Raw genomic sequence first — 14384 nt, 5'->3', positions numbered from 1 at the left:
CTGTTTATATTTATGGACCGCTTCACATGCATCTTGTTAAAGCCTTTACATTAGCAGAAGAGAGCAAACATTATAAAACGCCTGTTGAAGAAGCCAAGCGAGTTTTAGTAAGCCCTGTTGCAAAAGTAGCTTAAGTTAAAAACATGATTTTATCTCCTCGTCTTTTAGGCGGGGAGGTGGTTAACAGCATAAAATATCTTTACATAATACATATTGTACGTATAATACGTATTATACATTAAAGATAGGATGTGCATATGAAAAAATATAGTTTTACAGATGTAAACCGCGGGGCAGGCGATATTTTAGACGAGGCTATGTCTACACCTGTAGCTTTGACAAAGCGAGGGCGTGAAAAAATCATTATGCTTCCTGTTGATTTATATCATGAATTAATAAAAGCGCGTTCTGGTGCACAATCTTTTGTTTATGCAGATGCACCGCAAAATATATTAGACGATTTAGATCGTGGTTTAGATGACATTTTGAATAGTGATGAACATGTTTAAAGCAGGGGATGTTGTTAGATATTATTATTTATCCAGTATTTCATAAAACATCGTCTCTTCAGAGTGAGGAAGAGATCAAACAGCGTGAAGTGTTGGAACTTTGCTAACATTTGTTTCGCGTTCAGCATGCCACGCATCATAATTGGCTTGCATACGTAACCATATAGCAGCTCCATCACCAAACATTTTGCCAAGACAAGCGGAAATAGCAGGAGAAACAGGCTTTTTTGCGTTCAGAATATCGTAGAGATGTTGGCGTGATATACCAAGCATCTGCGCAATTTCTGATTTTGTTTTGCCTGTCTCAGGAATAATTTCTGCTAAAACTTCTCCTGGATGAGTAGGACAACGGTTTTTATCTCTTTGTGCAGGAATGTCATTCATAACTGTATCCTTAGTGATATTGTTCAAGATCAACACGGTAAGCATTACATGAGTCAAATTCAAAGGTAATACACCATGGTCCGTTAACGTGGACAGTGTAACGGGTAGGTGAATATCCAATCAAAGAATGAAAGTTGAATCCTGGAAGATTCATATCTTCTGGTCTTTCAGAAATATCTAAACGATCAAGACGAACCATGATACGTTTTACAAGTTTCTTATCAATCTTGGATGAATTTCCCGTTTTGAATAATTCTGCCAATGTTTTGCTTTTAAACGTTTTAATCATTCTTTTATATAGCGTAAAATACTGTTAATGTCAACAAATAGCTTACATTGTAAGTGCTAAAATGGAAAAAACAGTAACATCCCATTAGAAAGCCTAATAGCTTAGACTTGTTTTTCTTTTCTCCACCTCATGCGTAAAGAGAAGAATAGGTGCATGGAGGGGATAAATTTGCACGTTAACATCAAGGATTTTACGACCATACCAACGGCTGTCTGATCAAATATTGCTAAAAACTTAGATCCCTTGCCATTCTTAATAAAGTGAATACAAAATTTAAATTCTATTGTCATTTTCCTCTCCAAATCAATGAAGAGACCATAACAATCATCTACATTCTCTCATAAGACTGACACTGTCAGTCAAAAATGGTTTTAAAGAAAGAAAATCATACAAGCCTTATCGCCTAGACTTGATTATCTTTCTCTTGTGGTTCTTTTATGGGCTCTACGGGTATATCTGTTTCTGTCATTTCAGTAGATGAGAGCTGTTTTGTGTTTTCATCAACAATAGGAGGAGAGAACACTCCATCCTTATAAGTCCAGCCGATCTGCGCTTCACTTGAGGCGATTGCCTCACCATCAAAGGCATGAACATAATCTTCTGACGCTACGATAATATTTGTTACCACACCATTTTCAACAACTGCATATTCCATGAAGTGCTCCTATATAAAAAATTTCAACAATATTGCGCCATTTCCACCACCGCCACCACCACCTTTACCGTACATACCGTTATTGCCAAAACAAGCTCTGTCAGTAGAAGAACCTCCCCCAGCTACTACCATATCCTCCACTTCCACCGCTAGCTCGAATAATCCCATTAATAAGTGTATCACCACCATTAGAACCTACGTTGTTTCCGTAAGGTCCTTTACCGCCACGACCAAGTTGAGCCGCTCTTGATTTTTTAAGTTGCCATCCTTTAACTTTAACACATACATATTGACCGCCTTCACCACCCACTCCATTGTGAAGAGTTTTATATTTGCCTTCCATTTCTCCTCCTCCTCCCCCCCCTCCAGCACCCCAAGCTCGTATTTCAATATCTGTGTCATCTGTCACCCCATCAGGCAATGGAATAGTGCCACTTTCTGTCATAAGAATTTCGACAGGTTTTTTGTTTAATGAAGCGATTAATTTATCCATTTGTGTCTTGGTATAAACAGCTTCACCATCCACTTTCAGCGGTCCTTTAAGCGAGCTTCCGGTTGTGCTTAGATTGGTAACGACTTTGTTGTTATGGATAAGGTTAAACGACGAATTACCCAACAGTTCTAAACCACCATTTATAGTGATTTTACTGGTAAATTTATTATAACTTTCTCTCTCTTCTCTCTCATTCTCTCTCAATAAGACTCATAACGTATCACATCAGAAATTATATAATAAAATATTGTTTTCTATGAATAAAACATCTTTCTAAATGAACCAAAATGTGGTTAATAAATAGTTATGATTTGTTACCATTTTTTGATAGAAAGGATTTTAGTATGACAGAAAATGATATTCTTTTGACAGACCGTGAAAGTGCAAAATTGCTTCATATGAGTGTCTCAACATTCCGCCGTCATGTTACCAATGGCTCTCTCCCAAAACCTTTAAAATTTGGTTTTTTATCCCGTTGGTTACAATCGGATCTTTTGAATGTAATCGAACAAGCAAAACAGCAACGTCAAAGTGACGCGGCATAAAAAAACCTTGTCACGTAAGGACGGACAAGGCTTTCTCAAACTCATCACCCTAGAGATAGCACAATCCGTCCTATGACGCAACGTTATAGGATTTACAATGATGTGTTCTTTTAAGAATGCGCAAGGTATCACACGTGCCTTGCGCGGGGTTTGGCATGGGCGTTATGGAACAGCCCGTTGCCCTGCTCATGATGATAGGCTGCCTAGCTTATCCCTTGCCAATGGACATGATGGGCGTTTATTGCTCTATTGTTATGCTGGCTGCTCTTTTAGAGAGATCATACAAGCGCTCATTAGAATTGGCTTGCTTGGAAAACAAGCTTATGATCATACGCTTTCTTTCTCCAAACAGTTTTGTGCTGATCTCAAACGAGCAAAACAGAAAGCAGAGAGAGCAAAAGCAATTTGGCAACAAAGCCAACCAATCAAAAATACTTTAGCAGAAACCTATTTACGTATGCGGGGGATCACATGTGATTTGCCTGCTGATTTACGCTTTTACGACAAGTGTCCACACCCCTCTGGGATTACACTGCCCGCGTTGGTGGCTCTTGTTAAGGGCGCTGGCTCTTTCGCCATTCATAGAACCATTTTACAAGCCAATGGCTGCAAAACAGACCAAAAACCAGCAAAAGCCATGTTGGGATCTGTAACAGGTGGTGCTGTGCATTTAAGTCAAGGCAATCCCAAACATCTGGTCATTTGTGAGGGCATTGAAACCGGTCTGGCTCTTTTGTCTGGGTTGTTATCAGAGCCCGTTGATTTATGGGCGTCCCTTTCAACCAGTGGCATGATGCGTGTGAATTTACCCCATACAAAAGGACGTCTCACCATTGCAATGGACGGCGATGATGCGGGTCGTAAAGCAGGTTTTACCCTCGCTGCACGTGCTTATAGCCAAGGCTTTGAGGTCTTTATGATGCAAGCTCCAAAAGGAACCGATTTTAATAACGTATTACTTTCTTAAAAGAGGGAAACTATGAAAGATAGTAATTTACAAAACAATAATGAAAATACTCCCGTCAATGATAACGATAATGTCTCTTTAAACGAAAATACTTGTTTAAAAGCCATTTCTTATGAACAAGCCTTGCAACAAAATGGTTGGGGGCAATTACAACCGATTGCTACGGCTCTCTTACCCGTCGAGCCTTTTAAAATATTCCTGCTTCCAACACCATTAATAAACTATGTTTATGACGTTGCTGATATTCAACAATCTTCTATCGATTTTGTTGCTGTTTCTGCTTTATGTGGATTGTCTGCTGTCATTGGAAATGGCGTGCGGGTTTCTCCAAAACAACATGCCAATTGGAAAATTGTTCCTAATCTCTGGGGTGCCATTGTGGGGGAACCTTCAACTATGAAAACAGATACCATGGAAGCTGCTTTAGCACCTCTTGATGTTTTTCAAGAGGAATGGCATCAAGAATGGTTAAAGAAGAAAAAACAGCAAGAAACAAAAGATATTCTTATTGAATTAGACAAAAGAGAAAAGAAAAAACAAGCCTACAAAGCACTCAAAGATCAAGACGAGGAACAAGCCCTTGCTCTTCTTTCTCAATCTCTTGAACATAAAGAAAGTGAGGAAGATGACACGCTTAATAAACGACGTCTTATTGTCAACGATGTGACCGTCGAAAAGCTTGGGGAATTGTTAAAAGAAAACCCCCGTGGTCTCTTGTTGGTTCGTGATGAATTATCTGGTTTTTTATCCGATTTGGAACGGAAGGAATATCAATCAGACCGTTCTTTTTATCTAACAGCTTTTAATGGCAATAAGTCTTACACCTATGACCGTATAGGACGGGGAACCATTTTTATTCCCAATGCAACTGTCTCTATTATAGGGGGTATTCAACCTGCACGTATTATTCCCATTATTCAAGCAATGCACCATGGAACAAATAATGACGGCTTATTGCAACGATTTCAAATGCTGGTGTGGCCCGATGAACGAAAAGAGCGGTTATGGGTTGATAGACCTCCCAATCAAAAGGCATGGGAAAGTTATCAAGGAGTCTTTCGTGTATGGTGGGAAAGTTTTCAAAGAACAATCAAAGGGGGGCATTTCTCTGCAAGTTTACAAGCGCATCTTTTGAAAATGAATAAAACCATACCAACCCTTGCGTTGATTTTTGAACTGGTTGAGGGTGGGCGTTTTGAAATAGGCTTGCCTTCACTCACTATGACATTGTGTTGATCACCCTATTTGTTAAGTCATGCAAAACTCATTGTAGAGCCTTGTGATCATTTACCAGATGGTTTTACCTGCACGAGATGTTTATAAGCGTGATTGGAAGCTTTTAAAGGATAAAGGAATTATTCAACAAACTTTAGAGCTTTTATGCTGTTGCGACTATCTTCGTGAAATTTATGAAGACAAAACCCAAAATGCGGTCGGCCTACAAAACGCTATGAATAGCCCACCTTGGTGAAAAATCATAGGACCACACAATAGAGAAATCTCTTTTGAGAGTTTTTCAAGCCAATCGCTCAAAGCTCTTTTTAGTGATATTCTCTTCATTGCTCTTTTTTCAAAGAAAATGATCAGCGTTCTTCTTACAAAGAGTTTTGTTGCTTTTGGAGAGTTATTCCAATGTTTATGTTATTTTTTAAATAATAAAAAACATTATATTTTAATATTTTTGTTTAGGATCTCGAGCTACTCTATGGAAATTTCTATTTTTGTAAAAAATCCAAACATGCAACAGCATGGTAAAATATATTTTTATGACATTGGTGATTATCTCAAGAGAAAAGAAAAACTTACGATAATAGAAGTTATTTGGGAGTATTGATGGTATTACGTGAATATCAGCTACAATATCATCTGGATTTATATTACTCGTAATTGGCATTTTGGATGCATGGCTCATTTGTTCTGCGAACTATTGGACTTGAATGTTTAATCTATAAAGCTCGGTATTGATGATATTAGAATAAAAGCCATCTTGATTTGTAAATTTAATCGAATGCAAATTGAGAACATTCGATATAATAACAAGCGTATGCTTCTTAGCTAGCCCCCTTTAAGTAAGATAATAAGGCCACCTGCTATACTGTTCTGATTGGGGTTGAGCTCAGCTTTATAATAAACATCAAGCTTAAAAATACCGTTCGCTTATTTTGAGTTACATCAAGCTGAAATACCTATAATTCTTTCTCATCAAAAATCTTGAATAAAAAAGGCAAGTTGCTGCTTAAATTACTGCTAATATCAAAAAAACAAAGCCAATTTTGCCACCATCTTTGACACTTTTAGTATATGAGATTCCGATACATGAGACAAGCACCATATCGTTCTTCCATCGGTATGTCCTATATCTATTCACGAAACATAGCTGCTTCAGAGTGGGAAACACTATATATTTGTAGCAATTTCTTTTAATTTATTCATATCAAAATACAAATCCGATACTTTTCGGCAAAATTTATCAAGATAAATAAACAATTCATCAGAGAGAGATATCTTTTTTTCTCGAATTCTCATTAAATCCTCAGTTTTATTATTTAACGGATGCGCTTCAAAATTACTTGCACGATTTCCTGCTAATTTGGTAGGCATATAATGATTTATGATGTTACAAAAACTACAATCTAAAGGGCCAGAAACATTACTTCCAACCATACCAACGTAGTTATTTTTATTCTCAAAACACTTATATAATTCTTTAATATTACTTGCAAATGGCTTATAGACAAAAGCATTATAGCCATATTCGTGAATTTTTTCATAACCACATTTCACGAATGTCTCATCAGCGATATTTAAGAAACCCAAATTTGGAATTTTTGAAGGAAATTTCATAGGCTGTTCTATTCCAAACAAATTATTTTTATCTATCCTATCAATAAAATAATTCCACTGCTCAAAATTAATACTTGCATTGAAATCAATAATAAATTTTACATTTTTGTTTTCATTAACAATTGCAATTGTATCATCCAAATACTGATTCGATGATTTCAATTTTATCAAATCGTAATTACGTATCTCATCATCAATAATTGCACCTATTCCTATCGTTTTAATAGATTTCATTAATCCAGAATTAATAATTTTAGCCATTTCAACTTTTTTAAAAAAATCTTCCAACCCAAAGAAATAGCTTAAAGAATTTGCAAAGTGTTTACTTTTATTTATTGATCGTTCATTTATAGATTTTATAAAATCGTCCGGCATTTCTCCGTGACTAGGTGACAATGGCAACTCCATAGCAAAGGGCGAAATAACTTTATCCTGAGCAGTAAATAAAATTATCAGTTCTGTTTTTTCAACTAATACACCAGAAGAACTGTGAAAAGAATCCGATAGTTTATATTTATTGGTGTAAACTCTGATGCGTATATCCATATTTTATCTCACAGCCAGAAAAAAAATCCCGTATCATATTTAACTGAAATGTATTCTCATACTTTTTTCTATTTTCAAAATTAACTAAAATGAACTCGGGAGTAGCGATACGTATTAGAGCTAACACTTCTGCCAAATCGAATCTCTCCGATAAAGTAATCGTCACACTATATGGTACGCTATCTTTTTTCATACATTCTATGTTACGCACCCACGTTTGTTTATATTTTTTACTGTCTAGATTTCTTATCTCTGAAATAACATCTGTGCCTATTTGTATCCCTAAAAAGAACGGATTACTCTTTAATAGCTTCAAATATGGTTGAATATAGATGTGCCCCCCTGTTGCAATCCGAAAATATTTTTTACAAATGAGACACATACAAGTATATTTATGAAGTAAATCATAATCGAGCTCAAAAGGCTCTCCACCAGAAAGAATAATAAAATCAGATTTTATGTCATTTATTGTATATAAAGATTCAGGCAACGCGTCATTTCTCACCATACATTCCATCGAATATGGACAATGATTGCAGCCCGCACTGCAATTTTTATTACAAATTACAATATTATCGCCCATGAAATTTCTTATTCAAGTTCATATAATCCAATACTAATTGTTTCATGAAAATATTTTGGTATAGACAAAGATCAGAAATTTTTTTAGCCACAAACGCTTTTATCATTGGTAAAGCTTCATCCTTTGATATAGACAGCAAATGAGAAATATAGTCTATCCGTTCTTCTAAATTGAGAGATAATCTTGGACTGGTGAAAAATGTTAAGATATCCAATTCCGGACTGGCTTCTTGACATAAATCCCAATCCACTACCATAAAAGAACTATCAGGAGTAACAATGATATTATCAGGATGTAAATCTCCGTGTGATAAGATTATATTCTTGCTTAATCGAGCTTGAAAGATCTTATTGATTTGATCAATAATCGCCTTTTGATGTAGCAAATCCATTTGGCTCAATACAGTACCCCGGATAAACTCCCATTCGACTATTTCATCGCAAAGTGTTATCAAATTTGGTGCAGGATAGAGACTTTGTCGAAAAGAGCCATCCTTTATGTTTTCATTAATGCACGATGCTTCCGGATAAATTTGCCCATAGCAAAACTCTTGATGCTTGCGTTTCAAGAAATGTTGTTTTGACGATTGTGCATTTTCAGGCTGTAACCAAATGATTTCTTGTTTTCTGACAAAAATAATTAAAGCAGACACCCCAAAAATCACAGCCATAATCACTGCCAACCATAAATTAGCTTGCCAGAATGTTGAAAAAACATGACCGTATAAAAAACTGAATGCAAAGGATACAACAGCTGTAATAATGGCTGTAAATGATAAAACAGTCGCGATAGCTTTGGGATCAATCAGTGAATTGATAAGAAGAGACGACAGATAAGATCGATAAGCGGATTTAAAAACACATAGCAGTAAAAATCCTAATATAAGAGCCGCAATGATTTGAAATGACATGAGAAAAAAAGCAATGGTTACCATACAACCAATCATTAAGACGGGAAAAATAGGATTTTGAAACTTTGAAAAATACTTCTGAAACAATATATTGGAACTTGCTGAAAAAAAATTCCCAATGATAAAAATAATCGAAACCAAAATAGCAGGTTGAAATGGCAAAAAATCAGAAAATGCGATAGAAACAGTTCGATTATTAACCAAAATAGCAAAAGCTGAAACTGCACTTAAAAAAATAAGAGTGAAGCGATAAGGATTTTTGACTTCTTTACGGCTGGCGCACATAACTGTGAAAATACTCGGATGAGCGTTGATATGAAAACTATCTAATCCCTTCGTCAGTTTTGAAAACATAAAAATAGCAAAAATTAATGAAAGGACTTGAAAAATCACAGGCAATGCAGGATGCACATAATAAAGTATTCCCCCTAAAAAAATAAGTACCGTTGTCACACTATAGGTAACAGCAGCCACTTCGGACTTAACGGAAAACAGTGTGCGATGCTTTGGTACTACAGAAAAGAGTAAACTATCTTCCGCACCTGAAAAACAAGCGGCTGCTAATGTGATACACAACAAATAAGTGGCGTAAGCAAAATATGCATAATTCATAAAAAGAGCTAAAAAACCGCAAAGAAAGAAAAACAGCCCAGTATAAATAATGCGTTTACTTCCATAAACATCTGATAATAAACCCAAGGGGACTTCTAAGATCAAAGGAAGCAATAAAAAATAACTACCGATTAAAACAATATCCGCTTGCGACAAATGCAATTTTTCTGACAAAAAAAGTGGTAAAACAGCAACCACTAGAGCAGTAGACTTGCTAACACTATAAATCTTAAATTGCTTAACCTTATCCACAAAATACCTTCCCACGACATCCGCTACATGCGCCAGATTCTTTCAAAGATTTTAAAACGCTTTGAGCAGACCAATCTATTGCCTCATAATTTTGTAGATTCCCAAAAGCTTCTGAATAAAAGCAATTTTTTAAATCTCCATTATAGTCCAATACCAAGGATGAAAATGGAAATAAACACATTAACGGCGACGAAACGTACGTAGAATTTTCGCCTAAGTAATAATTAATACAATTTACAAAATTTTGTGACGTCCATGAGATTTTCTTTTCTTGAAACTTTTTATCTATATAAACCTGGAGGGGGGATTCTTTCCTTGATAATTCATCTCTCAAATGAAAAAGTGAAGCGTTTGGCGGAAGAGTTTTGTTTCTTAAAGCCTTAGATCGATCCTTTGTATTATTTTTTCTAGAAAAACTAAATGACGACGTATCGAGCGGGCTGAATCCGATATAATCGACATCTTTGCTTATACAAAAATCGATAAAATTAATAATATTTTCTAGAATCTCTTTGGTAACTGTCGCTCTTATTCCTATACTTTGCAGAGGTTGAAGATTTTTAACGGTTTCAATGTTTTTCCACACGCGATCAAATTTATTCGCCCCCCGTATATCATAATATCCTTGGACACTAGTCGAATCCATAGAAATAACAATACTTTATTCAGGAATCTCTCATCTTTAAAAAATATATGAAGAATCAATAACTGAATAGGAATGTAAAGCTATATGGTGGGCGATGAGAGCAAATAAAAAGCAAGTAAAATAAAATAGTTATGTCTAATATGAGGGAATAGGTGAATCTTGATTCTATTGAGTTTTTTTGCCTCTATCCCTCATCTTTTTGAAGCTTTTTTATGGCTTCAAGAGCAAGTTTTTTACGGTCTGCGCTCTTTGTGTAAAGAGATGCCATAGCGTCATCTGTCCAGCCAAAAATTGCTTTGAGTTGTGATACTGTTGCACCAGAGTTAGCTGCGCGTGTTGCTGCTAATTTTCTCAAGCCATGTGCTGATTTTTTGATTTCTGCTACGTTACAAGCCTCACGAAAAAGGTTGCCAAAACTTTCTTTAACTAGTTTTTTACCTTCTTTACCACAAATGAATGTTTCTGCTCCAATAGGACCTGCTTCAAGCGTTTTGGCTAATTCTGGCAAAATTGGGAGAAAGACATCTGTTTGGAATTTACTTTTCTCTGTTTTAAGATGAATGATGTTATTCTTTACATCTTTCCAGCCAATGCGGACCGCATCACCACGACGCAAACCCGTATACAAAAGGACATCAATCCAAACGCGTTCATGGGTACCATGGGACCATCTTTGATAATACTTCTCAACATCTTCTTCTGTCCAAACAACAAATCCATCTTTGTTGTTAAGAGCTGGTCTTCTTACTCCTGTTGTTGGATTATTTTCTAAAAGACCTTGATCAATTGCCCAATTAAAAAGTCCATTAAGGGCTTTCAGAAAGTTTCTAGCCATTGCTGGTGTTTCTTTACGCCGTTCAACACCGGCTATAATATGCTTCTTTTCAATTGCTTGGTATGGAATGTTTCCTATAGTATCACATACCTTCATAAGGATGAGTTCTTTTTGTTTTTTTGTAGCTTTAGTGTAACTATGCCAATTAGAGCTGTTAAAGTATTGTTTAAGCAGCCATGCAAATGAACCTTCAACAAGTTTACCGGTTTTGGATTTAGGAAGTATAAGCCCTTGTAACTCGGCAAGTGCGCTTTTGTAGTTATCAACAAACTCTTGCGTTCCATAGGTACCGCGTATTCTAATGCGTTTGCCATGACCAATACGTACATACCATACAATTTTGCCATGTTGAGTAATTTGTTTAACGAGATGAGGAGGACGTGGTTTAGGCATGGTATTTTACATCTTAGAGAGTGCGGTTTCGTAATATTCATTCTTTGACAAATCTAAAAGTTTGTCTGGGTGGTTAACTGAATTTGGTAGTGGAATATCGGATTTAAGATAGATAAGCAGTTCACCGGTAGGTTTGATTTCTACGAGTTCACAACCTTGTTTTTTAGCTTCTCTTAAAGCGCGAGCAATGGCTGGTTGCGTTATAGCAGCTGGACGAGGCGCCATATCTTTTCTCCTTACATTGAGATGCAATTCACGTGTGGCGTGAATCACGCATTACTTGAAAGTGTTAAGAAGGGTGGGGGTGCTCGTAGATATGCGGGGAACAAAACACCCCCATAAGGTTAAGCAGCTTTTGTTGAGAGTTGTTTTATCTCTCGTTCTATCTCTGCTAAAAAGACTTCAACAGCTTGATTGATCTGTTCAATTTGTTGATCATCACGGAGAATACGCTTGACTTTCATGCGTAAGTGAAAGAATTCCCCCGTAAAACGTGGGTCATAGCTTACGAAATCACACCATTTTCGTTCTGTACAAGCCATTTGGAATTGCATTTGTGCGTGATATTCTGGTTTGATTTCGTCACCTATACAAAAGCGCATATGTGTTACTGATCTTGGGCATTTGACTTCGATTAAACCGTCTTCTCCAATGAGACCATCGGGGCTAGCCCCCGCCATTTCTATTGTGGGGTGTTGGATAAAGCCGCATTTTGTTATATCGGCATCATAAATGAAGCCATATTCTCTCAAGGCATCATCTTCATGCTCAATACCCCATCTCATATCTTCAGTTTCATAATAGGGGCTTGTTTCTCTTGTTAAACGTTCTGTTATGAGTTTGATTTTGTAGTCTTCATATTTGCTCGTAGGCAATCCTTTTGTAGTTTTACTGAGTACGCTGTAAATGTTTGATGCGGTGACTTTACCCAAGCGCGCTTGAAACCATTCTGCTGTTCTTTGTTCCATATCACACCGCCGTTCTTTGTTCTTGTGATACATATTCTATATCTTGGACGTGAATATATTCGGCATCTTGTATAGGCGCTTCTATTTGCTTTTGTTGTAGGAAAGATTGTTCTTTTTCATGCTGTCTCTTTTGCAAAATATCCAAAATCCTTTGTGCTACTTCATCAGGAAGATCTTCAAGCCTATCGACTTGTGCATAATCAAGCACTTTTTCTTCTTCTGTTTGAGTGATGTTTATTAATTGTTTGATTTGCGTAAGCACATCATAAGAAACTAACTTCGTTTGTACGTTATGGTTTGTTTCATTGATACGTTTTGCTTCATCTTCTTCATAAATACCGGAAAGCCCGAAAGCATAGCGAGCACACTGTATAGTAGCTTTATGGCGCAACATACGTGCGGGGTATTTTTTCCAAGGTTCACTTTTGTCTTGTTCGCATTCTTTGAGATATTCGGTGACTTCGATAGGGTCTTTAATTCCTTTGAGACGAATAGCACATTTGATAGCAATGATATTCCCATCTTCATTGAGTTGATCTTGAAAGGTCATGCCATCAAAGTCAGGATTTGATTTGATGATCTTTATCCAACCGTCGATAGAAACAACGGGTATGATGCCGCCGCCTTTTTTAGGGAATGCATAGATTTCTTTTGTTAAAGGGTTAAGTCCATAAGTATTGGCAACAAAAAGAAAAACGGCAAATTCTGCATCAGTGATGACATTAGCATTTTTATCTCCAATACAAGTTTTTATGATTGTGGTTCGAAATTCTTCAGCAGAAAATCCATATTTTTCTGCCATTTCTTTTAAAAAAGTAGAATTTGTCATCTTGATTTCCTACATTGCGCGCAATTCACCCGTGGCGTGAATCACGCTGGTGTTAAAAGGCTGGTTGGTTGTTAAATTTTTATGTCTTGAGGAATTCTCGTGTTTCCGCGAATATTAGCTAATCCACGAATTTCGGCATTTCTAAAGATCTTGACTGCGTCATAAATGCGAGCACTATCATAAACTTTTGCATCTCCAAAAATCTCAACATTTCCATAATTAATATCATCCTCATACGTGAAATTGGAGCATGATATAATGACATCACCATAAACTTTAGCATTGTTATAAATGAGAGCAGGACCACAAATTATTGCGTTCCCATATACACGAGCATTGTCGTAAATGTGGGCACTATTCTTTATTCGTGCATTCTCAAAAACTTCTGCGTCACCATAAATGAGTGCGCTATTGTAAACTTCTGCATCACCGTAAACATGAGATTTGTCGCGAACAACAGCATCACCAAAAACATGTGCACTACCAGAAACTTCGGCATTACCAAAAACAACAGCACGACTGTAAACTTGTGCATCAGAATAAACTGAAGCATTTCCACTAATACAGGCGCCATCAAATATCTTGGCATTATGAAAAATGGTAGCGCTTTCAAGCACCTTGGCATCATCATAGACCCAGCAATTGCCATCATGACCTAAGTTATATTCCTTTTCAATAAAGCCACCAAGATCTCCTTTTTTGACATCATCAAAATCCCTTAAAGCACGAATACGGTGAAGAGTTTTTCCATCAAACTGAATTGTTTCATCAGTAAGTTCGTATTTTTTTTCCATGGTTTATTTCCTTGATTTGCGTACAATTCACCCGTGGCGTGAATCACGCTTGTGTTTAAAAATGTTGTTTGGTTGTTAGAAACGGCTTATGTAGCTTATATCGCTTGCTGAATAGTCACTTTCGTAGATGATTGAATTGCGTCCACGAATTTCAAGATTACCAGAAATATTTACATTATCGAAAATATATACTCTATCTAGAATTTTCATATTTCCGGAAATGTGTGCTTTATCACTTATATAAGCATCTCCATAGACACGGGCATTGCCATAAACATGGCCCAAAACTCGAGCCTCACCATAAATTTGTGCATTGCCGTAAATTTGCGC

General features: G+C 36.5%; 17 protein-coding genes and 2 pseudogenes. 4 read left to right on the top strand and 15 right to left on the bottom strand.

From position 1 onward, the window contains the following. Positions 1–257: 257 nt before the first annotated feature. Entirely contained in the window at positions 258–509 is a 252-nt protein-coding gene (locus ACFIKN_RS09030; protein WP_375628617.1) for a type II toxin-antitoxin system prevent-host-death family antitoxin, read from the top strand. A gap of 75 nt (positions 510–584) precedes the next feature. On the opposite strand, the gene ACFIKN_RS09025 is transcribed toward ACFIKN_RS09030, so the two are convergent. The 5 genes from ACFIKN_RS09025 to ACFIKN_RS09005 form a co-directional block, all read right to left on the bottom strand. Beyond that, positions 585–893: a HigA family addiction module antitoxin gene (locus tag ACFIKN_RS09025; RefSeq protein WP_273721170.1), complete on the bottom strand. Its 309-nt coding sequence runs from the start codon at positions 891–893 to the stop codon at positions 585–587. 10 nt (positions 894–903) lie between these two features. Then, on the bottom strand, positions 904–1182 hold the full coding sequence (locus ACFIKN_RS09020; protein WP_375618870.1) for a type II toxin-antitoxin system RelE/ParE family toxin: 279 nt from the start codon (positions 1180–1182) through the stop codon (positions 904–906). A gap of 403 nt (positions 1183–1585) precedes the next feature. Continuing rightward, positions 1586–1837 (bottom strand): hypothetical protein, encoded by a 252-nt coding sequence (locus ACFIKN_RS09015; protein ID WP_375658299.1) that lies wholly within the window; start codon positions 1835–1837, stop codon positions 1586–1588. 9 nt (positions 1838–1846) lie between these two features. Further along, positions 1847–1969, bottom strand: a complete 123-nt coding sequence (locus ACFIKN_RS09010) for a hypothetical protein (protein ID WP_375658298.1) — start codon at positions 1967–1969, stop codon at positions 1847–1849. Then, positions 1938–2534 (bottom strand): hypothetical protein, encoded by a 597-nt coding sequence (locus ACFIKN_RS09005; RefSeq protein ID WP_375658297.1) that lies wholly within the window; start codon positions 2532–2534, stop codon positions 1938–1940. Before ACFIKN_RS09005 ends, ACFIKN_RS09010 begins: the two co-directional genes overlap by 32 nt. A 140-nt stretch (positions 2535–2674) precedes the next feature. Between ACFIKN_RS09005 and ACFIKN_RS09000 the strand changes: the two genes are divergently transcribed. From ACFIKN_RS09000 to ACFIKN_RS08990, 3 genes and pseudogenes are all read left to right on the top strand, one after another. Next, on the top strand, positions 2675–2875 hold the full coding sequence (locus tag ACFIKN_RS09000) for an AlpA family transcriptional regulator (protein WP_007347209.1): 201 nt from the start codon (positions 2675–2677) through the stop codon (positions 2873–2875). Positions 2876–2972: 97 nt separating this feature from the next. After that, the gene (locus ACFIKN_RS08995; RefSeq protein ID WP_375658296.1) at positions 2973–3842 is read left to right on the top strand and encodes a toprim domain-containing protein; all 870 of its coding nucleotides are present in this window, start codon (positions 2973–2975) and stop codon (positions 3840–3842) included. 12 nt (positions 3843–3854) lie between these two features. Continuing rightward, a pseudogene (locus tag ACFIKN_RS08990) lies at positions 3855–5300 on the top strand (YfjI family protein). Positions 5301–6239: 939 nt separating this feature from the next. On the opposite strand, the gene ACFIKN_RS08985 reads toward ACFIKN_RS08990, so the two are convergent. The 10 genes and pseudogenes from ACFIKN_RS08985 to ACFIKN_RS08940 all read right to left on the bottom strand — a co-directional run. Continuing rightward, positions 6240–7232: a hypothetical protein gene (locus ACFIKN_RS08985; protein WP_375658295.1), complete on the bottom strand. Its 993-nt coding sequence runs from the start codon at positions 7230–7232 to the stop codon at positions 6240–6242. Continuing rightward, the gene (locus ACFIKN_RS08980; protein WP_273791587.1) at positions 7201–7815 is read right to left on the bottom strand and encodes a hypothetical protein; all 615 of its coding nucleotides are present in this window, start codon (positions 7813–7815) and stop codon (positions 7201–7203) included. The genes ACFIKN_RS08985 and ACFIKN_RS08980 overlap by 32 nt, the downstream gene beginning before the upstream one ends. Then, positions 7805–9589 carry an MFS transporter gene (locus ACFIKN_RS08975; RefSeq protein ID WP_273791586.1) on the bottom strand — a complete coding sequence of 595 codons (1785 nt, stop codon included), beginning with the start codon at positions 9587–9589 and terminating at the stop codon, positions 7805–7807. The genes ACFIKN_RS08980 and ACFIKN_RS08975 overlap by 11 nt, the downstream gene beginning before the upstream one ends. After that, the gene (locus ACFIKN_RS08970) at positions 9582–10235 is read right to left on the bottom strand and encodes a hypothetical protein (RefSeq protein WP_375658294.1); all 654 of its coding nucleotides are present in this window, start codon (positions 10233–10235) and stop codon (positions 9582–9584) included. Before ACFIKN_RS08970 ends, ACFIKN_RS08975 begins: the two co-directional genes overlap by 8 nt. Positions 10236–10419: 184 nt before the next feature. Beyond that, entirely contained in the window at positions 10420–11463 is a 1044-nt protein-coding gene (locus ACFIKN_RS08965; RefSeq protein WP_375658293.1) for a tyrosine-type recombinase/integrase, read from the bottom strand. A 6-nt stretch (positions 11464–11469) separates the two neighbouring features. Further along, on the bottom strand, positions 11470–11688 hold the full coding sequence (locus tag ACFIKN_RS08960) for a hypothetical protein (protein WP_273791657.1): 219 nt from the start codon (positions 11686–11688) through the stop codon (positions 11470–11472). Between the two features lie 119 nt (positions 11689–11807). Continuing rightward, a complete protein-coding gene (locus ACFIKN_RS08955) occupies positions 11808–12431 on the bottom strand; it encodes a lambda exonuclease family protein (protein ID WP_375658292.1) in 624 nt (207 codons plus the stop codon). Between the two features lies 1 nt (position 12432). Then, a complete protein-coding gene (bet, locus tag ACFIKN_RS08950) occupies positions 12433–13260 on the bottom strand; it encodes a phage recombination protein Bet (protein ID WP_375658291.1) in 828 nt (275 codons plus the stop codon). Positions 13261–13331: 71 nt separating this feature from the next. Then, entirely contained in the window at positions 13332–14054 is a 723-nt protein-coding gene (locus tag ACFIKN_RS08945; RefSeq protein WP_273791663.1) for a hypothetical protein, read from the bottom strand. A 75-nt stretch (positions 14055–14129) separates the two neighbouring features. Beyond that, positions 14130–14384, bottom strand: a pseudogene (locus ACFIKN_RS08940) (hypothetical protein); the annotation flags it as partial.

Origin of the sequence: Bartonella sp. CL436QHHD (assembly GCF_042195105.1) — a bacterium.
Lineage (GTDB): Bacteria > Pseudomonadota > Alphaproteobacteria > Rhizobiales > Rhizobiaceae > Bartonella.
Note: the sequence above shows the minus strand (reverse complement) of the source record. Positions and strands in the feature narration are given on the sequence as shown.

What these genes read in the sequence shown, in the direction of transcription:
- ACFIKN_RS09030 (WP_375628617.1), top strand. Translation starts at nt 258, where the DNA reads ATGAAAAAATATAGTTTTACAGATGTAAACCGCGGGGCAGGCGATATT.
- ACFIKN_RS09025 (WP_273721170.1), bottom strand. Translation starts at nt 893, where the DNA reads ATGAATGACATTCCTGCACAAAGAGATAAAAACCGTTGTCCTACTCAT.
- ACFIKN_RS09020 (WP_375618870.1), bottom strand. Translation starts at nt 1,182, where the DNA reads ATGATTAAAACGTTTAAAAGCAAAACATTGGCAGAATTATTCAAAACG.
- ACFIKN_RS09015 (WP_375658299.1), bottom strand. Translation starts at nt 1,837, where the DNA reads ATGGAATATGCAGTTGTTGAAAATGGTGTGGTAACAAATATTATCGTA.
- ACFIKN_RS09010 (WP_375658298.1), bottom strand. Translation starts at nt 1,969, where the DNA reads ATGGTAGTAGCTGGGGGAGGTTCTTCTACTGACAGAGCTTGTTTTGGC.
- ACFIKN_RS09000 (WP_007347209.1), top strand. Translation starts at nt 2,675, where the DNA reads ATGACAGAAAATGATATTCTTTTGACAGACCGTGAAAGTGCAAAATTG.
- ACFIKN_RS08995 (WP_375658296.1), top strand. Translation starts at nt 2,973, where the DNA reads ATGATGTGTTCTTTTAAGAATGCGCAAGGTATCACACGTGCCTTGCGC.
- ACFIKN_RS08985 (WP_375658295.1), bottom strand. Translation starts at nt 7,232, where the DNA reads ATGGATATACGCATCAGAGTTTACACCAATAAATATAAACTATCGGAT.
- ACFIKN_RS08980 (WP_273791587.1), bottom strand. Translation starts at nt 7,815, where the DNA reads ATGGGCGATAATATTGTAATTTGTAATAAAAATTGCAGTGCGGGCTGC.
- ACFIKN_RS08970 (WP_375658294.1), bottom strand. Translation starts at nt 10,235, where the DNA reads ATGGATTCGACTAGTGTCCAAGGATATTATGATATACGGGGGGCGAAT.
- ACFIKN_RS08965 (WP_375658293.1), bottom strand. Translation starts at nt 11,463, where the DNA reads ATGCCTAAACCACGTCCTCCTCATCTCGTTAAACAAATTACTCAACAT.
- ACFIKN_RS08960 (WP_273791657.1), bottom strand. Translation starts at nt 11,688, where the DNA reads ATGGCGCCTCGTCCAGCTGCTATAACGCAACCAGCCATTGCTCGCGCT.
- ACFIKN_RS08955 (WP_375658292.1), bottom strand. Translation starts at nt 12,431, where the DNA reads ATGGAACAAAGAACAGCAGAATGGTTTCAAGCGCGCTTGGGTAAAGTC.
- bet (WP_375658291.1), bottom strand. Translation starts at nt 13,260, where the DNA reads ATGACAAATTCTACTTTTTTAAAAGAAATGGCAGAAAAATATGGATTT.
- ACFIKN_RS08945 (WP_273791663.1), bottom strand. Translation starts at nt 14,054, where the DNA reads ATGGAAAAAAAATACGAACTTACTGATGAAACAATTCAGTTTGATGGA.